The organism is Shewanella hafniensis (assembly GCF_019655335.1).
GTDB lineage: Bacteria > Pseudomonadota > Gammaproteobacteria > Enterobacterales > Shewanellaceae > Shewanella > Shewanella hafniensis.
Map to the genome: position 1 here is coordinate 1 of NZ_BPFD01000071.1, position 25487 is coordinate 25487.

Annotated in this window: 25 protein-coding genes; 14 read left to right on the forward strand and 11 right to left on the reverse strand. The window is 45.2% G+C overall.

The window, feature by feature from the left end; genetic code table 11:
- Positions 1–230 (forward strand): transposase (locus K5Q99_RS17215; protein ID WP_220777549.1); only part of this gene is annotated, 230 nt, incomplete at its 5' end.
- A 639-nt stretch (positions 231–869) separates the two neighbouring features.
- Here the strand turns inward: K5Q99_RS17215 and ggt are convergent.
- Entirely contained in the window at positions 870–2609 is a 1740-nt protein-coding gene (gene ggt / locus K5Q99_RS17220) for a gamma-glutamyltransferase (RefSeq protein ID WP_220590542.1), read from the reverse strand.
- A gap of 108 nt (positions 2610–2717) precedes the next feature.
- On the opposite strand from ggt, the gene K5Q99_RS17225 reads away from it, so the two are divergent.
- Positions 2718–4142 (forward strand): GNAT family N-acetyltransferase, encoded by a 1425-nt coding sequence (locus K5Q99_RS17225; protein ID WP_220777550.1) that lies wholly within the window; start codon positions 2718–2720, stop codon positions 4140–4142.
- A gap of 133 nt (positions 4143–4275) precedes the next feature.
- Here K5Q99_RS17225 and K5Q99_RS17230 read toward each other — a convergent pair whose 3' ends face one another.
- Positions 4276–4899, reverse strand: a complete 624-nt coding sequence (locus tag K5Q99_RS17230; protein ID WP_006082123.1) for a LysE family translocator — start codon at positions 4897–4899, stop codon at positions 4276–4278.
- Positions 4900–5259: 360 nt separating this feature from the next.
- On the opposite strand from K5Q99_RS17230, the gene K5Q99_RS17235 reads away from it, so the two are divergent.
- Positions 5260–5844 carry a sugar O-acetyltransferase gene (locus K5Q99_RS17235; RefSeq protein ID WP_220777551.1) on the forward strand — a complete coding sequence of 195 codons (585 nt, stop codon included), beginning with the start codon at positions 5260–5262 and terminating at the stop codon, positions 5842–5844.
- A gap of 121 nt (positions 5845–5965) precedes the next feature.
- On the opposite strand, the gene hppD is transcribed toward K5Q99_RS17235, so the two are convergent.
- Together hppD and K5Q99_RS17245 are read right to left on the reverse strand one after the other, a co-directional pair.
- Positions 5966–7006: a 4-hydroxyphenylpyruvate dioxygenase gene (hppD, locus tag K5Q99_RS17240; RefSeq protein WP_220777552.1), complete on the reverse strand. Its 1041-nt coding sequence runs from the start codon at positions 7004–7006 to the stop codon at positions 5966–5968.
- 97 nt (positions 7007–7103) lie between these two features.
- The gene (locus K5Q99_RS17245; protein WP_220590533.1) at positions 7104–8264 is read right to left on the reverse strand and encodes a homogentisate 1,2-dioxygenase; all 1161 of its coding nucleotides are present in this window, start codon (positions 8262–8264) and stop codon (positions 7104–7106) included.
- Between the two features lie 214 nt (positions 8265–8478).
- On the opposite strand from K5Q99_RS17245, the gene K5Q99_RS17250 reads away from it, so the two are divergent.
- Both K5Q99_RS17250 and K5Q99_RS17255 read left to right on the forward strand, forming a co-directional pair.
- A complete protein-coding gene (locus K5Q99_RS17250) occupies positions 8479–9393 on the forward strand; it encodes a LysR family transcriptional regulator (protein ID WP_220777553.1) in 915 nt (304 codons plus the stop codon).
- Between the two features lie 256 nt (positions 9394–9649).
- Entirely contained in the window at positions 9650–10444 is a 795-nt protein-coding gene (locus K5Q99_RS17255) for a TIGR00266 family protein (RefSeq protein WP_220777554.1), read from the forward strand.
- A gap of 145 nt (positions 10445–10589) precedes the next feature.
- Here the strand turns inward: K5Q99_RS17255 and K5Q99_RS17260 are convergent, their stop codons facing one another.
- The 3 genes from K5Q99_RS17260 to K5Q99_RS17270 form a co-directional block, all read right to left on the reverse strand.
- The gene (locus K5Q99_RS17260; protein WP_220777555.1) at positions 10590–11861 is read right to left on the reverse strand and encodes a lipopolysaccharide biosynthesis protein; all 1272 of its coding nucleotides are present in this window, start codon (positions 11859–11861) and stop codon (positions 10590–10592) included.
- A gap of 506 nt (positions 11862–12367) precedes the next feature.
- Positions 12368–12712 carry a hypothetical protein gene (locus tag K5Q99_RS17265; RefSeq protein WP_106650843.1) on the reverse strand — a complete coding sequence of 115 codons (345 nt, stop codon included), beginning with the start codon at positions 12710–12712 and terminating at the stop codon, positions 12368–12370.
- Between the two features lie 88 nt (positions 12713–12800).
- Positions 12801–13262 carry an EVE domain-containing protein gene (locus K5Q99_RS17270; protein ID WP_106650842.1) on the reverse strand — a complete coding sequence of 154 codons (462 nt, stop codon included), beginning with the start codon at positions 13260–13262 and terminating at the stop codon, positions 12801–12803.
- Positions 13263–13540: 278 nt separating this feature from the next.
- Between K5Q99_RS17270 and K5Q99_RS17275 the strand changes: the two genes are divergently transcribed.
- A complete protein-coding gene (locus K5Q99_RS17275; RefSeq protein ID WP_220590531.1) occupies positions 13541–13921 on the forward strand; it encodes a DUF6508 domain-containing protein in 381 nt (126 codons plus the stop codon).
- A 139-nt stretch (positions 13922–14060) separates the two neighbouring features.
- Complete coding sequence (locus K5Q99_RS17280; protein ID WP_220777556.1) at positions 14061–15773, forward strand: AMP-binding protein; 1713 nt, start codon at positions 14061–14063, stop codon at positions 15771–15773.
- Between the two features lie 101 nt (positions 15774–15874).
- Here the strand turns inward: K5Q99_RS17280 and K5Q99_RS17285 are convergent, their stop codons facing one another.
- On the reverse strand, positions 15875–16147 hold the full coding sequence (locus K5Q99_RS17285) for a PGPGW domain-containing protein (RefSeq protein WP_220777557.1): 273 nt from the start codon (positions 16145–16147) through the stop codon (positions 15875–15877).
- 279 nt (positions 16148–16426) lie between these two features.
- Between K5Q99_RS17285 and K5Q99_RS17290 the strand changes: the two genes are divergently transcribed.
- From K5Q99_RS17290 to K5Q99_RS17300, 3 genes are all read left to right on the forward strand, one after another.
- Positions 16427–17173, forward strand: a complete 747-nt coding sequence (locus tag K5Q99_RS17290; protein WP_220777558.1) for a substrate-binding periplasmic protein — start codon at positions 16427–16429, stop codon at positions 17171–17173.
- Between the two features lie 161 nt (positions 17174–17334).
- On the forward strand, positions 17335–18375 hold the full coding sequence (locus tag K5Q99_RS17295) for a M14 family zinc carboxypeptidase (protein WP_220777559.1): 1041 nt from the start codon (positions 17335–17337) through the stop codon (positions 18373–18375).
- A complete protein-coding gene (locus K5Q99_RS17300; RefSeq protein ID WP_220777560.1) occupies positions 18372–19262 on the forward strand; it encodes an alpha/beta fold hydrolase in 891 nt (296 codons plus the stop codon). The genes K5Q99_RS17295 and K5Q99_RS17300 overlap by 4 nt, the downstream gene beginning before the upstream one ends.
- Positions 19263–19297: 35 nt before the next feature.
- On the opposite strand, the gene K5Q99_RS17305 is transcribed toward K5Q99_RS17300, so the two are convergent.
- A complete protein-coding gene (locus K5Q99_RS17305; protein ID WP_220777561.1) occupies positions 19298–19705 on the reverse strand; it encodes a YccF domain-containing protein in 408 nt (135 codons plus the stop codon).
- 265 nt (positions 19706–19970) lie between these two features.
- On the opposite strand from K5Q99_RS17305, the gene K5Q99_RS17310 reads away from it, so the two are divergent.
- The 4 genes from K5Q99_RS17310 to K5Q99_RS17325 all read left to right on the forward strand — a co-directional run bounded on the left by K5Q99_RS17310 (position 19971) and on the right by K5Q99_RS17325 (position 24467).
- On the forward strand, positions 19971–21020 hold the full coding sequence (locus K5Q99_RS17310) for a pyridoxal-phosphate dependent enzyme (RefSeq protein ID WP_220777562.1): 1050 nt from the start codon (positions 19971–19973) through the stop codon (positions 21018–21020).
- A 61-nt stretch (positions 21021–21081) separates the two neighbouring features.
- Positions 21082–21795 (forward strand): NrtR DNA-binding winged helix domain-containing protein, encoded by a 714-nt coding sequence (locus tag K5Q99_RS17315; protein WP_220777563.1) that lies wholly within the window; start codon positions 21082–21084, stop codon positions 21793–21795.
- Between the two features lie 283 nt (positions 21796–22078).
- Positions 22079–22984 (forward strand): ribose-phosphate diphosphokinase, encoded by a 906-nt coding sequence (prs, locus tag K5Q99_RS17320; protein WP_220777564.1) that lies wholly within the window; start codon positions 22079–22081, stop codon positions 22982–22984.
- Positions 22985–22994: 10 nt separating this feature from the next.
- Positions 22995–24467 (forward strand): nicotinate phosphoribosyltransferase, encoded by a 1473-nt coding sequence (locus K5Q99_RS17325; protein WP_220777565.1) that lies wholly within the window; start codon positions 22995–22997, stop codon positions 24465–24467.
- A gap of 172 nt (positions 24468–24639) precedes the next feature.
- On the opposite strand, the gene K5Q99_RS17330 is transcribed toward K5Q99_RS17325, so the two are convergent.
- The gene (locus K5Q99_RS17330; protein ID WP_106650831.1) at positions 24640–24900 is read right to left on the reverse strand and encodes a hypothetical protein; all 261 of its coding nucleotides are present in this window, start codon (positions 24898–24900) and stop codon (positions 24640–24642) included.
- A gap of 300 nt (positions 24901–25200) precedes the next feature.
- Positions 25201–25374, reverse strand: coding sequence for a hypothetical protein (locus tag K5Q99_RS17335; RefSeq protein WP_006082106.1), 174 nt, complete (start codon positions 25372–25374; stop codon positions 25201–25203).
- Positions 25375–25487: the final 113 nt, after the last annotated feature.

A 25487-nucleotide genomic window follows, 5' to 3' on the forward strand; every position in this document is an offset into this window, starting at 1 on the left:
TTATCGCAAATAAAGGCGGGAAATCTGTTATTCCAAGGCGCCGCTATAAGAATACACCTCAAGAAAGAGTCGATTGGTGCTTATATCGGTATCGACATTTAGTGGAGAATGCTTTTGGAAGAATTAAACACTATCGAGCAATATCAACAAGATATGACAAGCTAGCAAGAAATTACGCCAGTATGGTGTCACTGGCGTTTATGTTAATGTGGCTGCCGATGTATTACTGAACAACATTTGTACAGCAAAGATCAACAGCCCCTAGTCAATCTGATAACAGTAAATGTAAGATCTGTCTTTAGAAGCAACAGGTTACGCGAATGCTCGAAAGGTGAGCCATGGTGATTAGCGAGACGACCGTCCGCCCCATGGACGGACTTGAACAACATCCTTGTTTAACTGCCAGTTCGCCCTCCATGGCTCTCGTTCATAAGCTCAGAAACCTTAGGTTTCTATTCACCGTGTCGGAAAGTGAATGCCATGGCAAGCCTATATGATTGAATACCAGCCAACACTAGATCTCTGTGACTGAAATAACAGGTCACCCAGTACAATTTGTCTACACCTTCTGTCTTGAATTGAGTTGCGTTTAGTATGATATTTCATGACTCAGTTGCAGCGTCACTAAAGTAAAAACAATGCAAATCAGCACAATAACTTTTCCACACAATAAAAAGCCATGCTTATACAGTGATGTATAGCAGGGCTTTTTAATCGAGAGTTTGCATTCGCTAAGCGGAGAGACACGCTTTACTCAGGGTTTATGACCTAGTTCGAATAGGTCATAAATCCTTTTATCTCATTTACCTATCTCTCTCACTCATCTCTTTACACTCATCTCTTTCAGTAACATTGGCATCATGGAGATGCTAGTAGCCGATGGCTTCGCTACCTGAATGGCGCGGATCAGAGGCGCCAAAAATCCCTTGTTCGGTCACCATAATTGATTGTGTACTGCCCATCGCGGACTGTACTTTCACCTTGTGGCCTTTGGCTTCGAGCAGGGAAATGGTATCGCGGTTTAAGCTGGATTCAACTCGCAGCTCATCGGGCAGCCATTGATGGTGTACCCGCGCAGCATTACTGGCTTCGGCAATGTTTAATCCATGATCAATAACATTCATGATGATCTGTAGTGTGGTGGTGATAATGCGTGAGCCGCCCGGGCTGCCAGTGACGAGGAAGGGCTTGCCATCTTTCATCACAATAGTGGGGCTCATTGAACTGAGTGGGCGCTTATTGCCTTCGACTGCATTGGCATCACCGCCCACTAACCCGTAGCCGTTTGGCACGCCGGGTTTGGCCGAGAAATCATCCATCTCGTTATTGAGCAAAATGCCAGTTCCCTTGGCCACTAAACCTGAGCCGTAGCTGAAGTTTAAGGTGTAAGTGTTTGAAACCGCATTGCCCCATTTATCCACTACCGAGAAGTGAGTAGTTTGGTCGCTCTCATAGGGCGCGAGTTTACCTGGCTTGATTTCGGCGCTTGGCGTTGTTTTATTCATCGCGATTTGGCTGGCGATTTTTTGGGCATAGTCCTTACTGGTTAAGGCTTTGACGGGCACCTTATAAAAGTCGGGGTCGCCTAAATATTCGCTGCGATCGCTATAGGCGTGCTTCATGGTTTCTGCCATCAAATGAATCGTCTGCGCCGTATTGTGGCCGAGTTTATCAATCGGGAATTGCTGCAGCACATTAAGCATTTCTATGATGTGCACGCCGCCCGATGATGGCGGTGGCATAGATACAACCTCGTAGCCACGGTATTCGCCGCGCACGGGTTCGCGTTCTACAACCTTATAATTTTTAAGGTCGTCTAAAGTCATAATGCCGCCAGCATCCTTCACCGCATTGATGAGCTTAGTGGCGGTTTCACCTTCGTAGAATCCTTTCGTGCCTTTTTCAGCGATCAGACTTAATGAATGGGCAAGCTCAGGTTGTTTAAGAATATCATCAACTTGAAAATCACTGCCGTCGGCTTTATAGAAGATAGCTGCCGTAGTTGGCCATTGGGACATGCGACGTTTTAGGCCTGCAAGGGACTGTGCAAGATCTGGCGTCACGCTAATGCCTTCCTGCGCCATTTTAATCGCGGGAGCAGTGACTTGGGCGAGTGTCATAGTGCCATATTTTTCAAGGGCTAAGCTCATGCCCATGACTGTACCTGGGACACCTACAGCAAGGCCGTGTTCGCGGCTCAGCTTTTCAACTGCATCGCCATTCTCGTCGAGGAAAATGTCTTTCTTGGCTTTAGATGGCGCCATTTCACGGTAGTCGATTGCGATGGTTTTGTTTTCTTTGGCAATATGCACCAACATAAAACCGCCGCCACCGATATTACCAGCGCGCGGTAAAGTGACTGCCAAACTAAAAGCCACTGCCACGGCGGCGTCAACCGCATTGCCGCCTTGTTTTAGGATCTCAACGCCGGTGCGACTGGCGAGTGTTTCTTGGCTGGCAACCATGCCATGCTTGGCCCACACAGGTTGTGCTGTGGCCATCTGGCTGAAAATTGACGATTCTTCGGCAAGCAAGCTGGGTGATGATAGTAGGGGAAGCGCCATGGCAATGGCGAGAATAAGAGGTCTAAAAGGTCTTGTTGGACGCATACTCAATCCTGAATTTATTTTCATTATGGCTATGCAATGTGCCGAGAATTAGGCTTAATTGCAACCTTGTATATTAGTTAAGATCCGTAAAGGACGAGAATTTACCCAATGAGACAGCTTATCTTGGCCTTTGCGAGCTCAATATCGGATATTTCGGCCAGTGCGTGGAATGCCGTTATGGGGGAGGCGAATCCCTTCTGTCGCCATGAGTTTTTGTTGGCACTAGAGCAAAGCCATTCGGCCTGCGCTGCAACGGGTTGGACGCCGCGGCATTTATGCGTGTTTGATGTGGGTGACAGATTAAATGATGTCGTAAGTACCGATAAAAGCCTGTCGCCTTTGGCTGCAGGAGCCCTGATAAGCCGGCAAGCAGCTAAGCACTTCAATCCATTATCGCTGGTGGCGGTGATGCCCTTGTATCAAAAGTCTCACTCCTACGGCGAGTACGTGTTCGATTGGGCGTGGGCGCAGGCCTATGAGCGCCATGGGCTCGATTACTATCCCAAATGGGTGAATGCGATTCCTTTTACCCCAGTGCAAGGGCAAAGGATGGGCATTCATCCCGCATTTGATAGCGTTGAGCAACTGCGCGTGGCGCAATTACTGCTGCTGACATTGAATCGCCGGCTAACATCAGAGCTGTTTAGGTCCGAGCCTAGTGCGTTAGAGAAAAGTGATTCGTTTTTTGATGAGCCGGAGTTTGACCAGTCTGTTATTGATCAGCCCGTTGTTGAATCTGATCTTGATAGCTCAGTGCAAAGCGCTAAAGAGCTGGGCGACAGCCCAATTTCTTCATGGCATAGCTTGTTTGTTACTCCAAGCCAAACACCGTTATTTGCAGGCTCGCCCAATCCGCTGTTAAAACGCTTAGGCACTCAGTTCCATTGGCATAATCGCGGCTATCGAGATTTTGATGATTTTTTGGCGGGCTTTAGTTCGCGCAAACGTAAGAATATCTTGAAAGAGCGGGTGCAGTTACAGCCTTTTAATCTTAAGTTTCACTTTGTCGAAGGTGAACACATTACCGTTTCACAATGGCAGACGTTTATTCAGTGTTATCAATTAACTTACCTTAAACGCTCCGGTCATCGCGGCTATTTAACGCCCGAGTTTTTTCAGCAGTTGGGGGCACAACTCGCTGCGCAAGTTTTACTGTTGGTGGTCGAAGATGCCAAGGGCGAGATGGTAGCAGGCGCCTTGTATCTCAAAGGCGAGAATACTCAAGGGCAAAAATGTTTATACGGCCGTTATTGGGGCACCACGGTTGAGCTTGACGGTTTGCATTTTGAGGCATGTTATTACCAAGGTATTCAATACTGTATTGAACATGGGTTCCAGATGTTTGATGCGGGCGCACAGGGGGAGCATAAGGTGCTGCGCGGCTTTGAACCTGTTGAAATGTATTCCTACCATAATATCGCCCACTTAGGATTTAGGGCGGCGATTGCCGATTTTGTTGAGCAAGAAGCACTGCAAATGCAGCAATATATGGCGCAGATGCGAGCTGTTTTGCCCTACAAAAAAGAGCCCTAATAAAAGACCGAGTTAACGGGACATTATTGGGCTCGCATTTATGTCGTGCTTGTTCAACCTATGTAATACAACCTAAGCAGTTCTATCTAAGCTGTTAATTCAAACTGTTAGCTATTAATGCTGGCTATGAATGTTAGCTCATGGCTAACCACACGCCCACGCCGATCATTAGGCTGCCTGCAATGCGGTTTAACCAGCGAATATTATCGCCGCGGCTTAGGAAAATACGCAGGCTTTTGCCGCCGCTGGCGTAGGCGAGCATAGAGGTAAACTCGGTTACCATGATAATGCTCAGCAGCGCGAGCAGCTGCGGCGCAACGTCACGCTCGGCATTGATAAAAGGCGGCAATAGCGACACCATAAATGCCCAACCTTTAGGATTGGCAATGGCGGTAATAAAGCCTTGGGAGATCAAGGTTAAATTGCTGGCTCTGGGGTTAGTGTCGTCATCGCTTAACATGGCCATCTTGCCGCGGGCGCGCCACATCTGTACGCCGATAAAGCCTAAATAAATTCCGCCAACCCATTTAAAGATTTGAAAGACTTCGGGATAGTTGAGCATGATACTGGCAACGCCCATCACGGCTGCGGTCGCCACTAACGCTACGCCTACCAGTTCACCCAGCATCATCCACAGGGTGCGGCGCACACCTATGCTCATGCCCAGTGTCATGGCGAGCGTCATGCACATGCCCGGCGTGATAGAAACAAAGAAGAAGGTCGGGATAAACACTGCAAGTAAAGCAAAATCTGGCATGGTTTGGTCATTCTTGGGTGAAGATAGGAAGGCCGATAGTGTAATGAAAACCGCGGGTTTAGCCAATGCGCGTCCCGTTTTTTCGATGAGTAACTGTAACTTAGTATGTAAACAACTCGACTTTTTTGGGATGTTTACTCTGTTATCACCACAAGATCTCGCTATTTATGTATCGAGTTTACCCAGCTGCTCCCCATCTTTGCGGTACAAAGTGTACCGTATTAGCGATAGATGAGAGATGAACATTGTCATATTCTCTGTTTGTCTTCTCTGTTTGTCGCTTTGTTACTTTAGCCACTTGAGCTTAAATGCTGAGGTTTGGTAGGGTGACAGCATGAAATTAATCGCAGGGGATGCATGATGCTTGAGAATAAAGGGATTGAAGTAAAACAGACTGAGAAACAAAAAATGTTGGCGGGTCAGCCCTATAAGGCATGGGATGATGAGCTATTTGCTGAGCGGATGCGGGCGAAATCCGTTTGCCATCAGTTTAATCTGGCCGAACCGACTCAGCTTGATACGCGTATGGATCACCTTCGTGGCCTGCTCGATATTCAACACTGCGCCCATATTGAGCCTAATTTCTTTTGTGACTACGGTTATAACATCCATATTGGTAAGCAATTTTACGCTAATCATAATCTAACCATATTAGATGTTTGCTCTGTATCGATTGGCGATAACGTGATGTTTGGTCCCCATGCGATGATTTCTACCGCCACGCATCCTATCGATCCCATCGCGCGGCAAACGGCTGAATACGGCGCGCCAATTCAAATCGGCAATAATGTCTGGCTTGGCGGTAATGTCTCTGTACTGCCCGGTGTGACCATTGGCGATAATTGTGTCATAGGTGCTGGTAGTGTAGTGAATAAGAGCATTCCGGCGAACTGTGTGGCGGCGGGGAACCCTTGTAAGGTTATCAAACCCATCAATGTGGAATAACGCAGGAAGGTCGATGCCGAGTGATTTGCGTTAATGCTGATGCTGATTTAGATGGCGATTTAGATATTCGTAGAAAGAAAAACGGTACGCAGTGGTACCGTTTTTTATGGGGGATGAAAACTTACAGTACGCCGCGGCGCATTTGATCCCGTTCAATTGATTCAAACAGGGCAGTAAAGTTACCTTCACCAAAACCTAAGTTATTTTTGCGTTGGATGATTTCGATAAAAATCGGTCCGAACAGGTTTTTAGTGAAAATTTGCAGTAAATAACCGGATTCATCGCCATCTACCAAAATTTGGTGATGTTTGATGCGCTCACGATTCTCAGTCACTTGAGGCAACTTCTCAAATATGGTGTCGTAGTATTCAGGGATGATGTCTAGGCATTGGATTGAGCTGCCTTCCATCGCATCCAGCGATTTTACGATATCGCGGCTTCTAAAGGCTAAATGTTGCACACCTGGGCCATTGTATTCCTTCAGGTATTCATCGATTTGGTTCTTATCGCTGCCTTTACCTTCGTTAATCGGAATACAGAAGCTGCCATCGGGCGAGCGCAGGGCGTAGGACACTAGCGCGGTTTGTACGCCGCTGATGTCAAAGTAGCGCACTTCAGTAAAACCAAAAATGTTCTTATAGAAGTTAGCCCAATGTTCCATTGTGCCTTTGTAGACGTTGTTGGTTAAGTGATCGACTTCGATAAAGCCTTTCTCTTGGGTGATGACTTGCTTGTCTAAGTCTTCAAAATCAGCGGCATAGATATTGTTATCTGCGCCAAAGGTGTCGATGAAATAAATTAAGCTGTCGCCAATGCCGTAAATCGCAGGATAAGGCAGATCTTTATTGGCATCATCGGCGGGTTTTGCACCACGTTCAACGGCAACGCGATAGGCAAAGCCGGCATCTTCTACCCGCCAGCCCATAGAACAAATGGCTGGGCCGTGGGATTTAGCAAATTTAGCTGAGAAACCTTCGCGCTCAGTGTTGAGCAAAAAGTTAATGTCATTCTGTTTGTAGTACAGGATGTCTTTGTTTTTGGCTTTTTTCAGCAGTGAAAAACCAAAGTCGATAAAGACCTTGTGCATAAAATCAGTATCAGGGCTGGCGAATTCCGTGAATTCTATACCTAATAAGCCCAGTGGATTTAGTTCGCTTGCCATGATGTTTTCCTCATTATTTTAGTTCAACCGCCGACACTCTTTATCCCTTTTATTACCTTGGGATACGCAACCTTTTTGGTGCGCTGGTGGCTTAGGGCTAGTCTTCTAGCCAAGAGCGGTTGTAGTCTTTGCTCATGCAATTTTGTACATGTTCAGTTAATTTCAGTGGGGCGAAGGTGTCGACCATCACTGCGTATTCATAGGTTTCTTTTTTGCCAATCGAGGCTTCAGTGCGGCCCGGTTGTGGGCCGTGGGCCACGCCTTTTTGATGTAGGGTCATGTAACCCGCTTCAATGCCCGTACGGCTCATAAAGTCGCCATCGACGTAATATAAGACTTCGTCGCTATCTATGTTGTTGTGGTAATAAGGCGCTGGAATCGATTTCGGGTGGAAATCGTAGGGGCGCGGCACGAAGTTACAAATCACAAAGTTATGGGCGGTAAAGACTAAGTGATCAGAAGGCGGCAGATGGATTTTGCCCACCTTTGGCGCGTATTCGGTAATGTTGAATGCCCAAGGGTAAACACAGCCATCCCAACCCACTAAATCAAAGGGATGCCATTCGAGCGTGGTGAGTTGGTATTTATCGCCAAACTTACACACTAAGGGGAAGGCGCCGCGCTCAACCACAGCCTCTTGCAATGTAGGTACGCGTAAATCGCGCTCGCAGTAAGGTGCTGATTCTAATAGCTGACCATACTCGTTACGGAAATGTTTAGGCACTTCCACCATAGAGAATGACTCGATAACGAACAGTCGCACATTGCTGTAATCGTTGAATTTAAGTTGATAAGTCGTGCCACGTGGGATCACGAGATAGTCCCACTTTTGGACCTTAATCGTGCCGTACTCGCTGTAGAGTGTGCCTTCGCCTTCGTGGATAAAAACCACTTCATCGGCGTAGGCGTTACGGTAAAACTCGTCAGTATCGGCGCTGACTTTGGCGGTATAAAGTGCTAAGTCATTGTTATAAAAAATCTTGTTACGGGCGCTGAAAAAATTACCTTCACGGTCGGCGTCGCGGGAATCGAGTTTATAGTTTTGGACCAGCGAGTCTTCCCAATTGGCACCATGGCTTAGGCTATAGGGCGCCACTTCCAATGCTTTGGTTGGCATGTTGTGGTGATATTTATTGGAATAAATATTGGAAAACCCATGGGTAGAGAACAGCTCTTCACGGTAAAGCTCGCCGTTTTCCTTTTCAAATGCGATATGGCGCTTATGGGGGATCTGGCCTTGTTTCACATAAAATGGCATGGTTATTCCTTCAATATTGCGTTGCAGGATTGCCTACATCGCTGGTCGTTATACTGCAAGTTGCATTAGTGTGATCTTGTTATCAATTTAGTTGCTTGAATGAACAAAAAAAAGAATAATAAATCCGTTATCTCAATCTAAAAATTAGATGGTATTCTAATCTTTACGAATCGTAGTGTTTCCGTGACATGTTCATAAGAGCCAAGGAGTGACCATGCGCATCGATATTGATGCTTTTAATGTGCTGCAAGTGCTGGTGGAAGAGGGCAGTTTTGCCAAGGCGGCGGAGCGGTTACACAAGGCGCAATCGGCGGTGAGTTATCAAGTTAAGAAGTTAGAAGAGCACTTAGGTGTGCAACTTTTTAGCCGTGAGCAATATCGTGCAGAGCTGACGCAAGAGGGCCGGGTGATTTTGGCCGAGGGGCAAAGGTTATTGCAACACCTTGCAAACATTGAACATCTTGCCAGTCGTTTCAGTGAAGGCTGGGAGCCAAAGCTAGAGCTAGTAATAGACGGTGCTTTGCCGATGGAGCCAATTATGACGGCTTTAAAGCGTATGGCTGAACATCAAATCCCCACTAAAATTCAGCTCAATATGGAATTTTTAGGCGGCGTGCAACACAGATTCGAGCGGGATAATGCCGACTTGATGTTAGTGAAAGATTATCGCACAGGTCCTTATTATTATCCGCAACCTTTGCCAGCCATCACTAGCGTGCTGGTGGCCAGTGCTTCGCATCCTTTGTCATTTATTCGCGAAATTAGTTTGTCCGAACTGCAGCAACACGTGGAATTGACTATCGAAGACTCTTCACCCAATAAAAGTTACCGCGATGAAATGCAATTTGGCGGCGATAAAGTGTTTTATCTTTCTGGTTTTATCATGAAAAAGAACGCTTTGTTAAAAGGTTTAGGTTTTGGTTGGTTGCCAGACTTTCTCGTACAAGAAGAGTTGGTGAAGGGGGAGTTAGTTGAAATCGACTTTGTCGGTGGCAGCCGGTATACCTTTATTCCACAGCTCGTCTCGACCTTAGAACGGCCGTTAGGCCGTGCGGGACAACTTTTTACCGAGTTGATATTAGAGGAGTTTGCTAAGGCTGAGCAGTTTAATGGTGTGGGTTTGGGTTGATAAGTCTTCACTTGTCATCTTTTGATACAAGTTACCGCATAAAATAATCGCATTTTGACATTTTATGTCATAGATTAATGCCTAGGTCAGATTAAGGCTTAGATTGATAGTTAAAATAAGGCCTAAATTCAGACTGAGCTTAGATCTAGATTAAGGTCGTGATGAAGAGTGAAATTGAGCCGCGATAGCTAAAGAGTTGTCCATCTGGATCAATCTAAAGGCTAGTAACAAGGAACTGACAGTTAAGGGGAACAGTATGTCTAGACGTTGTCATGAAGTGGATTATGAAATCATCGGTCACAGTATGCAGTTGGTTGAAGTGGAGCTTGATCCTAACGAAACCGTGGTTGCCGAAGCGGGCGCGATGAACTACCTAGAGCAAGATATTAGCTTTGAGGCCAAAATGGGCGATGGCTCTGAACCAGAGTCCGGCTTTTTTGGCAAGTTGATGGGCGCAGGTAAGCGGGCGCTGACGGGTGAGAGCATTTTTATGACTCACTTTACCAACCAAGGCAACCAAAAGCGTAAAGTTGCCTTTGCCGCACCTTATCCGGGCACAATCCTTGCGATCGACTTAGCCGAACATGGCGGCGAGCTTATCTGCCAGAAGGACAGTTTTTTAGCGGCTGCGTTAGGAACGCGAGTGACGATGAAATTTAATCGCCGTTTAGGTACGGGATTTTTCGGTGGCGAAGGGTTTATTCTGCAAAGCTTACAAGGCGATGGCATGGCCTTTATCCATGCGGGCGGCACTTTAGTGAAGAAAGAACTGCGAGGCGAAACCTTAAGGGTTGATACAGGTTGTCTGGTTGGATTTACACCTGGGATAGATTACGACATCGAGCGCGCAGGCTCGTTAAAGTCCATGGTATTTGGTGGCGAAGGTTTATTTTTAGCGACCTTAAAAGGCCATGGCACGGTTTGGCTGCAAAGCTTGCCGTTCTCACGTATGGCGGATCGCATTATCGCCCATTCCCCATCTGCGGGTGGCAGTGATCGCGGTGAAGGCTCAGTGCTAGGTGGTATTGGTCGTATGCTTGATGGGCGTTAAGCCCTAAGCTCAATCGATTTATCAATCACAGCACCATTTTGCAATCATGCAGTCTCTTCCTAAGGCATTCCAGATAATCCTCTGGGATGCCTTTTTAATTGGAACCTGTCATATCCTTCAATGTTTTAAGCATATTTAGCTGTAATTAAAGCTGTGTTGGGCCGTTGTTAAGACTCTGCTGAATGCGTCTTTCAACTAGCTTAGATATGAGATACATCATTAAATAGCCTGTGCCCAAGGCTAAAATCACTGCGACGACATTCTCGGTATATAGGCGATAAGCGTAGAAAGTACTCACTAGAACTGCGATACCGGCGAGGCGAATGAGCAGGCTTTGGGTAAAATAGCCGTGAGCTTTGATATAGGCCAACTGATAGCCATTGAGCATCATGAATATAAAAAACATGGAGAAATGCATTAATACTGGGGCCGCTTTTATGTATTGCTCGGGGAATAACCAAGCGACTAATGGCTTGCTCGCAAAGACCATAACGACAAAAAAAATACCGCTGATCCACAAAGAAACTTTAGTCAGCCATGACTTAATTTGTTGGACTTCGTCAAAGCGTTTTTCTCGTACGCACACTGCGACTTCGGGCAGCACAAAGCGGTAGATGGGGAAGACAAACAGCAAGGTGAGGTAAGTTATCATCGGTCGCACCACCACTTGGAAATCACCCAGTTCATCTATGCTGAAATAGGCAATGGTCAGCAGTACTGTGATGTAAATCATCAAGATACTGGCGCCAGCTTCCATAGACGCTGTCAGGCTTTTCTTCATAAAACTGCGTAAACCCGTATCAAAATGCACCGTACTTAAGGGCGGAGTGGCGATATCCTTGCGCCGTTTTAAGTACATATATAAGGCAACGATGAGCGATGACAATGTCATGCTGTAAAAGAGTGACGCTATGGCCGTTTGTTTTAACGCATAGAAACACAAGAAAAAGCTGCTCACTTGCGCAATCGGCTCAAGCCAAGTCACTAGATTGGAGATGGCATACAGCCGGTACATAGCAATTTGATTGGTAAAATACACTTTGAGCCCCATGCTCAAAATAATGCCAACCAATTGAAAATATTCTACATTGAGCTGAAGTTTGTGTTTGATGTAGGGCAAAACTAAGCCCCAAGTCAGTAGCACCATAGCAATTAAGCTGTAGCGGAATATATTAGTGATATCCACATCTTGCTTGGTCTGGGAGTAGGTCACCACCATAGAGGAGCGAAATCCTGTCATCAGGATCAGCGACAGTGAGATGATATCGATAACCGTGTGATAGAGCGCAAGATCGGCTTTGGTAACCCATTGTGCTAACCAAAGCTTAAAAAGAAAACCCACAGAAATACTGGCAAGTGAAGCCCAGAACCCCGCAATAATCGCCTGCTTAACCCGTTGAAGTGAGGTGTGTTTCATTTTCAAAAATCCAGCGTCAGTCTACGGTCATTGGAGAGTAATAATAGATATGCTATGGGTGGCGTTAAGGTTATGCATTAGTCGCTGCTTTAGTTGTAAGAGAGCTTTGATAACGCTTAACTTACTCAAAATTATACGTATGAGTTTATGCAGAGCACTTGGTATCAATACTTCGATGTCAGGAGCTTAGTTTTCGGTCTCGACTATAACGTCTCACCTCACCGAAGAAGTTTTATCTGAGTTTACACACATATTAGCACTGGCTGAGTCTAGCATTCAGCTCATGAGTGACCAAGCATCAGAGAGTAAAGATATGATAAATATCAGTATGTTGCTTAATTGTAACTGTGGCCGTTAATTCGCTAGCGATTGCGGGATACATAGCAGTTCAGATAAGGGAGCGAGCTGTGCAAGCATCATGGTTTTGAATGCTTGCACGTCCTAATAAGAATTGGGCGTGCTAATAAAACTGCCGTGATTAGCCATTTCGCACATGTTATGCGTGACTATTCGGTAATAATATTGACGATATCGAGGATTTTACGGCTGTTATTATCGAGTTTGATCAATGCGCCTTCAACTTGAATGCTAATAATCCCATCTTTGTCTAAGGGCACAATGATACGGCCGCGGTCATAAATATCATGCTCAAGCACATCACCACGATGGAGTTTTTTCTGCCAACCGGGTGGCAGTGGTTGACCACGGTTAACTTTTTTCTGTAATCCCGGTGGTAAATCTTTATCATTTTTATGGTGTTTATGCTCTTGGTCGTCTTTAGCAAAAACAGAGATAGGCGCCATTAAGCTGAGCACTAGCCCTGCGACAACCATTGACGTGAATTTATTCATCTGTGCTCCAAAAGGTGTTTAGTCGATGCTGTGACAATAGAGTCTCTTAAATGAACCTTAGCTGAACGTTTTACGTTGAGATACTAACTCAACGGGTTAACATTAGCACAGCTTGCCATTGCTCGGCGGTCACAGGTTGGATACTTAGCCTTGAACCCTTAGTCACTAAATACATGTCAGCTAATTGCGGCAGGTTTTTAATCAAGCTTAAGGGAATAATATCGTTAAATTTTTCGACAAAGCGGATATCTACTCGTAACCATCTTGGTTTAGTTGGATCTGACTTAGGGTCGAAATATTTTGATTCGGGATCGAAGGCCGTGCTGTCGGGATACGCATTGGTCACGACTTCTGCGATACCGACAATACCGGGTACTTTGCAGCTTGAATGGTAAAAAAATACCTTGTCGCCAATCTGCATCGCATCGCGCATAAAGTTACGCGCCTGATAGTTACGTATTCCATGCCAAGCTTCGGTTTGGTTCGGGCAAGCCTTAAGATCATCTATGCTAAATTCGTCGGGTTCCGATTTCATAAGCCAGTAGTTCATTGGGTTTCCTTAATTCATAGTGGCCGTTAAGCGCTTCAATATCCGTGAGTTTATCTTAATTTTATCGAACACCCCAGTTCGTCACTCAGATCAAGCATTGTGAGTTTGATTAAGTTTCGGTTCAGATAAGGTGGCTTAGCCTGTGGGCAGTAATCTTATTTGGTATGCCTTATGCAAATTCTCGATACTAAAGGCAAAGCGTCAAATTCGATCTCGGTTTGTGATTGGTGCCCTATAAGTTGTGGCAGCAGTGGCAATCAAAACCTATGAGGTGTGTTATGGAAACTTCAACAATGACGTCCGACTGTGGTTTATACACTAAATATCTTAAGGATTTTACCGCCGGTGATGTGATCCTAAGCCATGAGCGTATGCTGGAATTTATTAATGACCTGACTACGCAAGGTTGGTTGTTGGCAAATTTCACCTGGGACTATTGGTATAACAACAGTTACTTAGTCGATAAACCCGCCTACATTCGTGATGCGAGCATAGCACAATGTAAGTTGCTGTTGACGGCTATGACGCGCCTTGAGGTCTTTAGTCCTGGCGTATTAGAAAATATGCGCCGCCAAGGGATTTTACTGGCCATTGTTGAGCGCTTGCAAAGCTTAAATGTGCCTAAGTCGAGCACTCATCTTGAATTTATCAGCCGCTAACCCCGCACTTTAATGGATTGTTATCTAATCGATTATCTTACTCTTTAGTCTAATAAAGTGTTTTTTTGCTTGTGACATGATCCGTGGATTGGTTAGTTTGGACCTCGCTAATCATAATAATAAATGCACGGAGGCCTTAATGTCTGTTCCAACAAGCCAAGTTATCAGTCCGCTCAACGTCAGCGAGTTTAGAGGCGAGTTATCACCGAAACTCGTTGAGAAAACCATAGGTCAATATCTTGATGAGATTGCGGCAACCTATCCCGACCAATTAGCCGTTGTCGTACATCATCAACATATCCGCTGGAACTACCGTCAATATCTCGCTCAAATCGAGGCGCTCGCCACAGGGTTATTGAAGCTTGGCATTCAGCCCGGTGATAGGGTGGGCATTTGGTCACCCAACAATATTGAATGGTGTTTAACCCAATATGCGACCGCTAAAATTGGCGCCATCATGGTGTGTATTAATCCTGCATATCGACCGGAAGAATTGCAATATGCGCTGAGTAACGTGGGTTGCCGCGCGGTAATTTGTGCCGACAAGTTTAAATCCAGCAATTACCTCGAAATGCTATACGAATTGGCGCCTGAACTAACTTCTTGCCCTGCTGGTCAATTACAGGCGAAGGCCGTTCCTGAGCTTGAGTTTGTGATCCGCATGGGCGCTGAAAAATCCGTCGGCATGTTAAATTTTGATGACTTGCTCGTCGATGTGACCGCCGATGACAAGGCAACACTCGAGAAGATTGGCAAAGCATTAAGCCCGTACGATGCAATCAATATCCAGTTTACCTCTGGCACGACGGGCAGCCCGAAAGGTGCAACCTTATCCCACCATAACATTTTGAATAATGGCTATTTAGTCGCAGAGGCGATGAAGTTTACCTGCCACGATAAACTCTGTATTCCTGTGCCCTTATACCATTGTTTTGGCATGGTGCTCGGCAGTTTAGTCTGCTTAGCCAAAGGCGCAGCGGCTGTGTTCCCCGGCGAATCTTTCGATCCTTTGACGACATTGCACGTGATTGAGCAAGAGCGGTGCACCGCTTTACATGGCGTACCGACCATGTTTATTGCCGAGCTTGAGCATCCTGAGTTTACGCGTTTTGATTTGAGCTCTTTACGGACCGGCGTGATGGCGGGGGCAACTTGCCCCGAAGAAGTGATGCGCCGAGTACAAAACCTCATGTATATGGAAGAAGTGCTGATTGGTTATGGTCAGACTGAGTGCAGTCCGCTCAATCACATTACTGAAATCGATTCGCCAGTTGAGAAACGTGTGCTCACTGTTGGCCGTGCTTTGCCCCATACCGAAGTGAAAATAGTTGACGAATTTGGTGAGGTGTTGCCAATTAACCAACCTGGTGAAGTCTGTAGTCGCGGTTATTGCATAATGCAGTGCTATTGGAACGATCCCGAAAAAACGGCGGCGACCATAGACAGTGCGGGGTGGCTACATTCGGGCGATATCGGCCAAATGGATGAGCAAGGTTATGTGCAAATTGTGGGTCGCATTAAAGATATGATCATTCGCGGTGGCGAAAATATCTATCCCCGTGAGATTGAAGAGAAACTTTACACCCATAAAGATGTGCAGGATGCGGCGGTCTTTGGTGTTCAAAGCGATAAATACGGTGAGGAAGTGTGTGCTTGGATTAAAGTCCGCTCAGGCTCCGCGATTACCGAAGAAGATATTCGTCATTTCCTCACCGAGAAGTTTGCCTATTTCAAGGTGCCACGTTACATCAAGTTTGTGGATCAGTATCCAATGACAGTGACAGGGAAAATTCAGAAATTCAAAATGCGTGAGCTGATGTATCAAGAGTTATATGAAGATATTAATGCTTAAGTAATGTGGTTTGGCTCGCCTGCTTTTTTGACTTCAAGCCGTGCAATGCGGCTTGAATTTTATTCAGTCTATAGATGGCGTTTAACCCACAAGTGAACGAGTTAACGGAAGAGTCGACGAGTCATGCCATCAAGCCAAGCCGCACTTTGAGTTAACTTTCGCTGGCTGCGACGCAGCGCCAGCTTTGCCCACGCATATTGTGTGCTGAGCAGCGCCAATCCTAAGATGATCAAGAGTAAACCTGGGCCGGGTAAGAGTAAAAAGACCAGCCCGAGTAAGGTTAAAGCTGCGCCAACCACAGTGATCCCCGCTTGAGTTATTGCGCCTTTTGCATGGGAGGATGTCGCGCGATTGAAAACGGAAACTTTGCGCATAGGAGTTGGCCTTATGGTGAGTTAATCGAATCAAGCTTTACTATTTACTATCAGTTGAGTACTGACTGTATATCAGTTTTCAGTCTAATCCTTTGCTTATTTTTTGGCATCTTATGTCATTAGCCGAATTGTAACAAAACTTCACTTCCCCGCAGTGGCTTCATGGCTATACTAAAACCAGAGATAAAGTATCAGCGATAAAATCTTGGCAGATAAATTTAATGCTTAATTTGTCGATGATTTAGTGGTTAATCCAAGCAGCAGGCTAAGGAGTCTTAAATGGTTCGATGGCGGTCAATGCTCCTTGCATGTTGTCTTTCCTCCATGGGATTGAGCACAGCGAAAGCGGATACTTTAATGCTGACATCCTTACTTTGGCCGCCTTATTCGGGGCAACAGTTAGCAGAGCAGGGCGCGAGTATTGCCGTAGTGCGGGCTGCGCTTAAAGTGATGGGGCATCAATTAGAAGTGGATTTTTACCCATGGAGCCGCGCTGTAAAGCTCGCCAGTATGCCTAATTCTGACTATCTGGGTTATTTCCCTGAATATTACTTTGAGACTGAAAAGTTTGTTTTTTCTAAATCGATTGGCGACGGTCCTTTGGGGTTGGTGGAGCAAAAAGCCCACCCTGTGAGTTGGAATTATGTCGAAGATCTGAATCGCTATACCTTAGGCGTAGTGAAAGATTATGTGAATACTCAGGCGTTAGATCGCATGATTGCTACAGGCGTTCAACCGACTGAAGCCGTCACTTCAGACGAGCACAATATTAAGAAAGTGGCCGCAGGCCGTATTGATGCGGCGGTAATCGATGTCAACGTGCTGCACTATTTACTTAAGCAAAAGCCCTTGCAACCGCTGGCGGACAAACTGCAAATCAACCGCCAAATTTTAGCGAATAAGCAGCTTTATATTGCGTTTCGTAATACCGAAGAAGGTCAACGTTGGCGAGATATTTTTGATCGAGGCTTGGCACAAATTGACGTCGAAACCATCATTGGAGAGTTACTGTATCGTGAAGACTAATGCATGATTTAGGTTAGTGTGCTCTCTAATTTTCCCTCTATTTTCAGCCTATTTCTCTTAAAATTACATTAGATATACCACTTGTCATCATTCTGTCTTTGTTTACTATTAGCATCACCTTAACGGTATGAGTTGCTCTCTCATTTTTTGATTAAGGTGACATGAATAAACTTCCCTTTGAGCTACCATTTGAGTTAGATACGCTGCAACAACTCATTGATACTCATCATCTTAAGTTGCAGTATCACATTCTTGCCGACATCCCATTTCGTCACGAACATTTTCCGCTCTACAGTGTTGAACTGGGCGGAGGAGATAAGCCCTGTCCGACAGTACTCTTTGTGGGTGGCGTGCATGGGGTTGAACGTATTGGATCTCAAGTTATTTTGGCATTGTTAAACAGTTTATTGCAGCGGCTTGTTTGGGATAAACATCTACAACAGATGTTAACGGGCCTGCGGTTAGCTTTTGTACCTGTAGTGAATCCTGTTGGGTTATTCATGGGAACGCGGGGCAATGGTAATCAAGTGGATTTGATGCGTAACGCTCCGATAGAATCCCGTGAAAAAGTGTCCTTTATGGTGGGAGGACAGCGTATATCGTCACGGCTGCCCTGGTATCGCGGTATTGGGGGAATGGAGCTGGAAACTGCGGGTTTAGTTGCCTATGTACAACAACTGTTGAGTCGCAGCACCAGTTTAATTTCCCTCGATGCCCACTCAGGCTTTGGCTTGAGTGATCATATCTGGTTCCCCTACGCCCATACGCGTACCGCCTTCGAAAATGCCAATTATATTTTTCATCTAAAACAATTGTTTGAACAGAGTTATCCCCATCACGGCCATTATCGACTCGCGCCGCAGAGCCAGTTTTATCGCACTCATGGTGATATTTGGGATTATCTCTATCGCCAGCACCAAGTGGCTGATCCTTCTGCTCAGGTGCCATTTTTGCCTTTGACATTAGAGATGGGATCCTGGGCTTGGATAAAGAAAAATCCCAGACAAATATTTAATTTTGCGGGCTTTTTCAATCCGCAGAAAACACATCGTCACCACAGAATTTTACGCAGGCACACAGTGCTGATGCAATTTATGATGGAAGCGGCCTATGCCCAATCGTTAGAGCAGTTAACGCCTGAACGTTTGGCTGAACTCACTGAGTGCGCGCGGCATTATTGGTATCGGGAGTCTCAGTCATGACAACTTGGGTGTTATTGCGGGGATTAATGCGTGATCAGCGCCACTGGCATGGCTTCGATCAACGACTGCGACAAAAAGGATTGCGAGTACTGACCCCAGATTTGCCGGGTAATGGGACGTTATCCAATAAGGCCAGTCCGCTGAAGATTGCCGATTATGCCCATGCCGTGTGGTTGCAATTGGATGAGCAGGTACAAGAAGGAGAAGCCATTTACCTTCTCGGCTTGTCTATGGGCGGTATGTTAGCGCTGGAAATGGCGCGCCAGCGACCTTGGCAGATAAGGCATGTATTTGTACTAAACAGCAGTGCGGCGAATTTATCGCCTTGGTATCAAAGATTTAATCCACTCAATGTATTGAAGGCGTTTTGCTTGCGGGCTCGGGGTAACGCTTTACATCCCATCGAGTCGACTATAGTGCGTTTAACCAGTTTTCGTCATCGGCGAGACCGAGATTTAATTGTCAAGTGGAGTGAGTTTCGCCGCGATACCACACCAAGTAGACGCAATGTAGGGCGACAACTTTGGGCGGCTTTTCAATACCAATGTCCATTGACAGTGGAAGTACCGATAACTGTGCTCTGCGGTGACCGTGATGCGTTGGTGAGCATGGCATCGAGTAAAGCTTTAGCGCAGCACTTTCACACTGATTTGATCGTATTAGCTTATTGCGGCCATGATGCGGCCATTGATGCACCCGCAAAACTGGCGCATTATCTGTTGGACATTGTGGGGGCGACTAAGCCGCAAGTGCAGTTTTCTGTGGATAGTGAGCCTGCCAATACTCAATATGATTGCAACGATTTATTGGAGGAAGAAATAGCCTTAAACGAAGCGATATTTACTGTATGGGATGACAAAGCGCTATCCACTCTTGAAACCAAATAATCGAGAGTGAATAGCGCAGTTAACGCATTGTCTTATTAAGCTTTAGCCACTACGGTTTGGCCTATTGGTGTTAGGCTGAGTAACGCCAATTTAAGATGCTGTATTCCAAAGGGAATACCGATAATCGTCACAAAACAAGCTAAGGCGTGGACTAAATGCCCTATGGCTAACCAGATCCCAAACAGTAAGAACCAAATGATATTTCCTACCATGCCTAATGCACCTGTGCCCAAGTCTTCACGCCCAGTTAAGTGGCGACGGTTGATTTGTTCTTGGCCGAAGGGCCAAAAGGTCATTTCGCCGATAACAAAACAGGCGCGGCCGAAGGGAATACCAATGATACTGATAAAACACAGGATACCTGCGAGCCACCAAGCGAGTCCCATCACAAATCCGCCGAGTACAAACCAAGCGATGTTGAATATTAAGCGTAATACTGCCATTGAAAACTCCTTAGGTTACTTTTTTAGCCTTTATCGTTAGCTGTAATGAATGCCGTTAGCTTTGATAAATTGAATATATGTCAATGACTAAGCGAGAAACGTGCCAATTTTTTAACACCAATAAATCAATTGCTTACGGGTATTGTTCAAAACTGTATTTGTGATTTCCACTACTTCTTCGCTAAATTGCTAATTTCTTAGGGTACACTAGCCATTCCATTAAAATGACTTAAAAGCCCGAGTATTTAATCGTTTGAGTAGCCTGATGTTTGCAAATTCCCCCGTCGATATTTTTGCCTTTGCTGGTCGAGAAATATTTCTAAAACGTGATGATTTATTGCATCCAGCGTTTAGCGGCAATAAAGCGCGTAAATTCGGTTATTTTTTAGATCATGAGTTTGCCGGCATCAACAAGGTGATAGGTCATGGCTCACCCTTAGCGAACTCTTTGTATTCCCTATCAACATTGGCCAAGATGAAAGGCTGGCAGTGTGACTTTTATGTTGATCATATTGCCAGTCAAATAGTTAAACATCCCACGGGCAATTATGCTGCTGCCTTAGCAAATGGTGCCAATATTATCGATTTAAGTGTGTTAATGGCGCAAAAGCAGACGTTCACTCATGCGCAATCTGAACCTCAGGTTTTGTTAAATCTTAAGGCTAGTCCTAACCTTACTGCGCAAGTCGACAATGTGCGATTGAGTTGCCAAGAGTATATCGAGGCTCAGGTACTCGCGAATGAACCGACGGCACTGTTTATCCCAGAGGGCGGACGCTGTTCCTACGCTGAATACGGGGTAAATGTATTGGCGCAAGAAATAGTGCAATTTGCGCAGGCGAATGATTTAGTCGATTTAACGGTCTTTTTACCGTCGGGGACGGGGACGACGGCGGTATTTTTAAATCAGTACTTTATTCGTCAGCAAACGGCGATTCGCGTCGTGACTTGTGCTGTGGTGGGAGGCGATGATTATTTACGTTTGCAATTCTCTATGCTTAATCCAAACACTCTCGAGCATCCACAGATAGTGAATGTCGGCAAAAAATATCACTTTGGTAAACTTTATCCGGAATTTTATGCCATGTGGCAGCGGATTTGCGCCTCAGGGATTCAATTTGAATTACTCTACGATCCCTTAGGTTTTATTGTGCTTGAGGATTATTTACAGCGTAGTGAACCAGGTCATGTGATGTATTTGCATCAAGGCGGATTATTGGGGAACGAGACCATGTTGCCGCGTTATCAGCGTAAATTTGGCCAAAGTAGCTATGCCCACGGCGCAGGATATTTACTTAGTGACGCTAAGACATAATGTGTTTGAAGCTGTGTCATGCCTAAGTTAAGCTTATGATATTGAATGATGGGGAATACTCATGACTGAAGCGGAATATCTTGCCAATTACGATCCTAAGGCTTTCAAGGCTCAGCTACTGACAGTGGATGCTGTATTGTTTACCTACCATGATCAGCAGCTTAAAGTACTCTTAGTGCAACGTTCAAACCATCCTTTTTTAGGTTTCTGGGGATTACCCGGAGGCTTTATCGATGAAAATTGCGATCAATCCTTAGAACAAACCGTATTACGTAAACTGCATGAGAAAACCGCGGTAGTGCCACCTTATATTGAGCAGCTATGCACTGTGGGTAATAGCTGTCGCGATGTGAGAGGTTGGTCGGTGACTGTGTGTTATACCGCGTTGATGAGTTATCAAGCCTGCCAAATACAGATTGATTCAGTGAGTGATGTTAAGTGGTGGCCATTAGAGGATGTGTTACAGATGCCCTTAGCGTTTGATCATTTGCAGTTAATCAAGCAAGCGCGCGAACGTTTAACCCAGAAAGCCTTGTATTCCTTAGTGCCAGGCTTTGCACTGTCTGAACCTTTTACCTTGCCAGAACTGCAGCATGTACATGAAGTCTTGCTGGGTAAGCCTATCCAAGGGAAATCCTTCCGTCGGCGAGTGGAACAGGCCGATTTATTGATTGATACGGGCTTAAAACGTACTGAACGGGGGCGTCCTGCGAATTTATACTGCTTGAAACCCGATACCGCATCGTACCGATTCTTAAGAAATTTAGAATGTTGATCAAAGTCGTTGCAGATTGAAACGCGTTTTCATGGGGCTAATGACAACTGCTTATGTTTTAGATTTTGATATTACTCAACAGCTTTTTTCCTATTCAGTTACCTAAATTGCATATAGTGTCTAAAGGACACTATATGCAATTTAGGTATATCAATGGCTTTTATTTCGTCATAAATAGTCTAAAAATCAACTTTACATAATAATGTCTTTAAGACACTATTGATTCTGTAGACAACAAGGGCGCCGTTAATTGCGGTAATCTTGCCATAGACAGGAGGTTAGTATGTCTCAACGTATTCAAGCATCTAAAAGCATTCAAGCGTATCAAGGCACAGTTAACACTCAACAACTGCAAGCCGATTTTTATCAGTTACCCGCAGCTAGTGATGAGGCTCATTACCGTTTATTTCAATTTGGCGCGGGGGAGAATCATGTTCAACTGCTGGTTCCTCCAGCGAAACGCGTCACACTTTTCTTCGGCTATCGTGGCGATCATTCCATCATACAGCTCTTGTTGTTAACTGATGCATTACGCCGCAGCGGTGCAGAGCAAATCGATCTGTTACTGCCTTATATGCCGGGTGCTCGCCAAGATAGAGTGTGTAATGTGGGCGAGGCCTTATCGGTAAAAGTCTATGCCAGCCTGATTAATCAGCAGCAATATGCTTCAGTCAGCATTTTTGACCCGCACAGCGATGTCACCGCCGCATTGTTAGACCGAGTGCAAGTTATTGACAACCACAGCTTTGTCGCCGCGATTACCACCCAATTATCGGGTGAGCTAGTGTTAGTCTCACCCGATGCGGGGGCGAATAAGAAAGTATTCGGCTTAGCGAAAGCGTTACAGGGAATGCCGGTGATCAGGGCCGATAAACATCGCGATGTGGTCAATGGTCATATTATCGCTACTGAAGTGTTCTGTGATGATTTATCGGGCAAAACCTGCTTAATCGTCGATGACATTTGTGCTGGTGGCAGAACCTTTATCGAACTTGCCATCAAGTTAAAGCAAAAGGGGGCCCAAAGCGTCATTTTGATCGTGTCACATTATGAAGATAAGGCCAGCGAATCGGCTCTGCGCGAGGCGGGCATCGACAGATTATTTTGTACCGATAGTTTAGGTGTCCCTGCACATATTTCGAGCGAGTTCTGTGATTGCCATGCTGTTTTGAGTTATATGAATCATTAAGGAAAATATTATGTACTTGAATCCCGTTACCGCCATTGATGGCTACAAAGTCGACCACCGTCGTCAGTATCCCGATAATACTCAAGTGATTTTTAGTAACTTGACCGCCCGTAAATCCCGTCGTGGTTATACAGACCAAATGGTGTTTTTTGGCTTGCAGTATTTTATCAAGCATTTCTTGATCGACAGTTGGAACCGTGATTTCTTTCAACAACCCAAAGATCAGGTCATTCGCCAATTCTCCCGCCGTATCAATAACTATCTCGGGCCAAATAATGTCGGTACTCAGCATATTGAGGAGTTGCATGATTTAGGTTATTTACCAGTAAAAATCATGGCATTACCTGAAGGCTCTGTGTATCCACTAAAAGTGCCTTGCTTGGTTTTGTACAATACCGATGAGCGATTCTTTTGGTTGACCAATTACCTCGAAACCATCCTTTCCGCGAATGTGTGGGGTATGTGTACCAGTGCCACTACCGCGCTGCAATACCGCAAAATATTTGAGACTTACGCGCTAGAAACCGATGGTGACATCGCATTTGTTGATTGGCAGGGCCATGATTTTAGTTTCCGCGGCATGTATGGTGCAGAGGCTGCGGTAATGAGCGGCGCCGCCCATTTACTCAGTTTTACGGGTACAGATACCATTCCCGCGATTGATTTTCTTGAACAATATTATCTTGCAGACAGTGATAAGGAACTCGTTGGCGGCAGTGTGGCCGCAACGGAGCACAGTGTGATGTGTGCGGGTGGTATGGAGAATGAATTAGAGACGTTCCGCCGTCTGATAGAAGATATTTATCCTAGCGGCATTGTCAGTATCGTTTCTGATTCTTGGGATTTTTGGCAGGTGATGACAGAGTTCACCGTTGCCTTAAAAGACCGTATTCTTGCGCGTGAGGGCAAAGTGGTGTTTAGGCCTGATACGGGTTGTCCGGTGAAGATCATTTGTGGCGATCCACAAGCAGCTGTGGGGAGCCCTGAGTATAAAGGCGCTATCGAGTGTTTGTGGGATGTCTTTGGGGGCAGCACAACTGCCAAAGGTTACAAATTACTCGATAGCCATGTCGGACTGATTTATGGCGATTCAATCACCATTGAGCGGGCTGAAGCCATTTGTGCCGGCTTAAAGGCCAAAGGTTTTGCTTCGACTAATATCGTGTTTGGGATTGGCAGTTTTACCTATCAACACGTGACCCGAGATACCGACGGTTACGCGGTGAAAGCGACCTTTGCGAAAGTTGATGGTAAAGACAGAGAAATATTTAAAGATCCTAAAACCGATGACGGTACTAAAAAATCAGCTAAGGGACTGGTTGCGGTGTTTAAAGATGAGCAAGGGCAATTTTATCTTAAAGATCAAGCGAGCTGGCAAGATGTTAACAATTGCGAGTTTGTCCCCGTATTTGCCGATGGTGAACTCTTAACTGAATATTCTTTGGCAGATATTCGCGCAAGGTTGGCAGAGTCCAGACGTTGAGCCTATAGAATTGTAATTTTTAACGGCTATAGACAATAGCTAAGATAAAACTGGCAATGTGATTTCTATCAGGATCATATTGTCAGTTCAGTTCAGTTCAGTTCAGTTATGAATTTATGTTCAGTCGTATAAGTAAAACGCCCCATAAATAGTTAAATGCAAATACAAGCGATTAAGGCAGCAACTGGTTTCGCTTAAGGATTTTATAGGTACGTTGGCCTATCTTTTCGAGGTTTTTTAAATCTTTTAGGCTGGGTATCGTATCGGAATATTGCCAATAGCTGATTTCTGCATCGAGCATTTCAAGCATTTTTTTCGAACAACCTAAACATTGTCCCTGGCACAATTGTGCTTCTTCTAAGTTGAGTGGAATAGTCGCTTTGATCTGGTTTATCAAGCTTTGCATGGCGATTTGGGTATTGGGTTTTGGCATAGAAGAGGTACGTAACAGTATTCATGGGAATGAATATTAGCGGATGCTGCAGTGGAAGTGGGTGATCTAAGCTGGATTTGACTCATTTGGTTCGGCAGGTATCTGTGTGAGAGAGATACAGCCTGAACCAAATGTGTTCGTCATCATGACGTAAAAAAGGATAGCGTGTTCGTGACATTCGGCTATCAGTTTACTTAAGTGCTCGGTACTGCGAAGAGAATGGAAACCGATTAAATACACTTGAGCAAACGGGGTATAACAGTACTTATTTCTAACTTATCGTCTAATTTATTTTTTGACTTATTTGTTTGCGGACAATAACCATTTCATAAAGCTGATGGCTTCTGTACGCTTTGAAAAAGTCTGTCTGTTTTTACCTTGACGATCGGTAAAAGCAATTGAGGTTTTATTTACTGAGATTGAATCTACAGGAAAGTTCACTGTAATTTCATGTCCATTAATTTTGTATGACATATGCCACACTCCTTTTTTGTTAATTCACCCATAGGTGAGATAGTTGTAACTATAAAATATCCTTAGCAATTTGCGAAAGATTCGTTCTATTGAGTATCGAGGTTACCCCATCT

Bases quoted from the DNA above. Each gene is read 5' to 3' on its own strand.
- prs (WP_220777564.1), top strand. From the start codon at position 22,079: ATGTCTCAACGTATTCAAGCATCTAAAAGCATTCAAGCGTATCAAGGC.
- K5Q99_RS17265 (WP_106650843.1), bottom strand. From the start codon at position 12,712: ATGAATAAATTCACGTCAATGGTTGTCGCAGGGCTAGTGCTCAGCTTA.
- K5Q99_RS17275 (WP_220590531.1), top strand. From the start codon at position 13,541: ATGGAAACTTCAACAATGACGTCCGACTGTGGTTTATACACTAAATAT.
- K5Q99_RS17290 (WP_220777558.1), top strand. From the start codon at position 16,427: ATGGTTCGATGGCGGTCAATGCTCCTTGCATGTTGTCTTTCCTCCATG.
- K5Q99_RS17330 (WP_106650831.1), bottom strand. From the start codon at position 24,900: ATGCCAAAACCCAATACCCAAATCGCCATGCAAAGCTTGATAAACCAG.
- K5Q99_RS17260 (WP_220777555.1), bottom strand. From the start codon at position 11,861: ATGAAACACACCTCACTTCAACGGGTTAAGCAGGCGATTATTGCGGGG.
- K5Q99_RS17315 (WP_220777563.1), top strand. From the start codon at position 21,082: ATGACTGAAGCGGAATATCTTGCCAATTACGATCCTAAGGCTTTCAAG.
- ggt (WP_220590542.1), bottom strand. From the start codon at position 2,609: ATGCGTCCAACAAGACCTTTTAGACCTCTTATTCTCGCCATTGCCATG.
- K5Q99_RS17325 (WP_220777565.1), top strand. From the start codon at position 22,995: ATGTACTTGAATCCCGTTACCGCCATTGATGGCTACAAAGTCGACCAC.
- K5Q99_RS17280 (WP_220777556.1), top strand. From the start codon at position 14,061: ATGTCTGTTCCAACAAGCCAAGTTATCAGTCCGCTCAACGTCAGCGAG.
- K5Q99_RS17310 (WP_220777562.1), top strand. From the start codon at position 19,971: ATGTTTGCAAATTCCCCCGTCGATATTTTTGCCTTTGCTGGTCGAGAA.
- K5Q99_RS17335 (WP_006082106.1), bottom strand. From the start codon at position 25,374: ATGTCATACAAAATTAATGGACATGAAATTACAGTGAACTTTCCTGTA.
- K5Q99_RS17230 (WP_006082123.1), bottom strand. From the start codon at position 4,899: ATGCCAGATTTTGCTTTACTTGCAGTGTTTATCCCGACCTTCTTCTTT.
- K5Q99_RS17225 (WP_220777550.1), top strand. From the start codon at position 2,718: ATGAGACAGCTTATCTTGGCCTTTGCGAGCTCAATATCGGATATTTCG.
- K5Q99_RS17285 (WP_220777557.1), bottom strand. From the start codon at position 16,147: ATGCGCAAAGTTTCCGTTTTCAATCGCGCGACATCCTCCCATGCAAAA.
- K5Q99_RS17270 (WP_106650842.1), bottom strand. From the start codon at position 13,262: ATGAACTACTGGCTTATGAAATCGGAACCCGACGAATTTAGCATAGAT.
- K5Q99_RS17250 (WP_220777553.1), top strand. From the start codon at position 8,479: ATGCGCATCGATATTGATGCTTTTAATGTGCTGCAAGTGCTGGTGGAA.
- K5Q99_RS17295 (WP_220777559.1), top strand. From the start codon at position 17,335: ATGAATAAACTTCCCTTTGAGCTACCATTTGAGTTAGATACGCTGCAA.
- K5Q99_RS17305 (WP_220777561.1), bottom strand. From the start codon at position 19,705: ATGGCAGTATTACGCTTAATATTCAACATCGCTTGGTTTGTACTCGGC.
- K5Q99_RS17245 (WP_220590533.1), bottom strand. From the start codon at position 8,264: ATGCCATTTTATGTGAAACAAGGCCAGATCCCCCATAAGCGCCATATC.
- K5Q99_RS17235 (WP_220777551.1), top strand. From the start codon at position 5,260: ATGCTTGAGAATAAAGGGATTGAAGTAAAACAGACTGAGAAACAAAAA.
- K5Q99_RS17300 (WP_220777560.1), top strand. From the start codon at position 18,372: ATGACAACTTGGGTGTTATTGCGGGGATTAATGCGTGATCAGCGCCAC.
- K5Q99_RS17255 (WP_220777554.1), top strand. From the start codon at position 9,650: ATGTCTAGACGTTGTCATGAAGTGGATTATGAAATCATCGGTCACAGT.
- hppD (WP_220777552.1), bottom strand. From the start codon at position 7,006: ATGGCAAGCGAACTAAATCCACTGGGCTTATTAGGTATAGAATTCACG.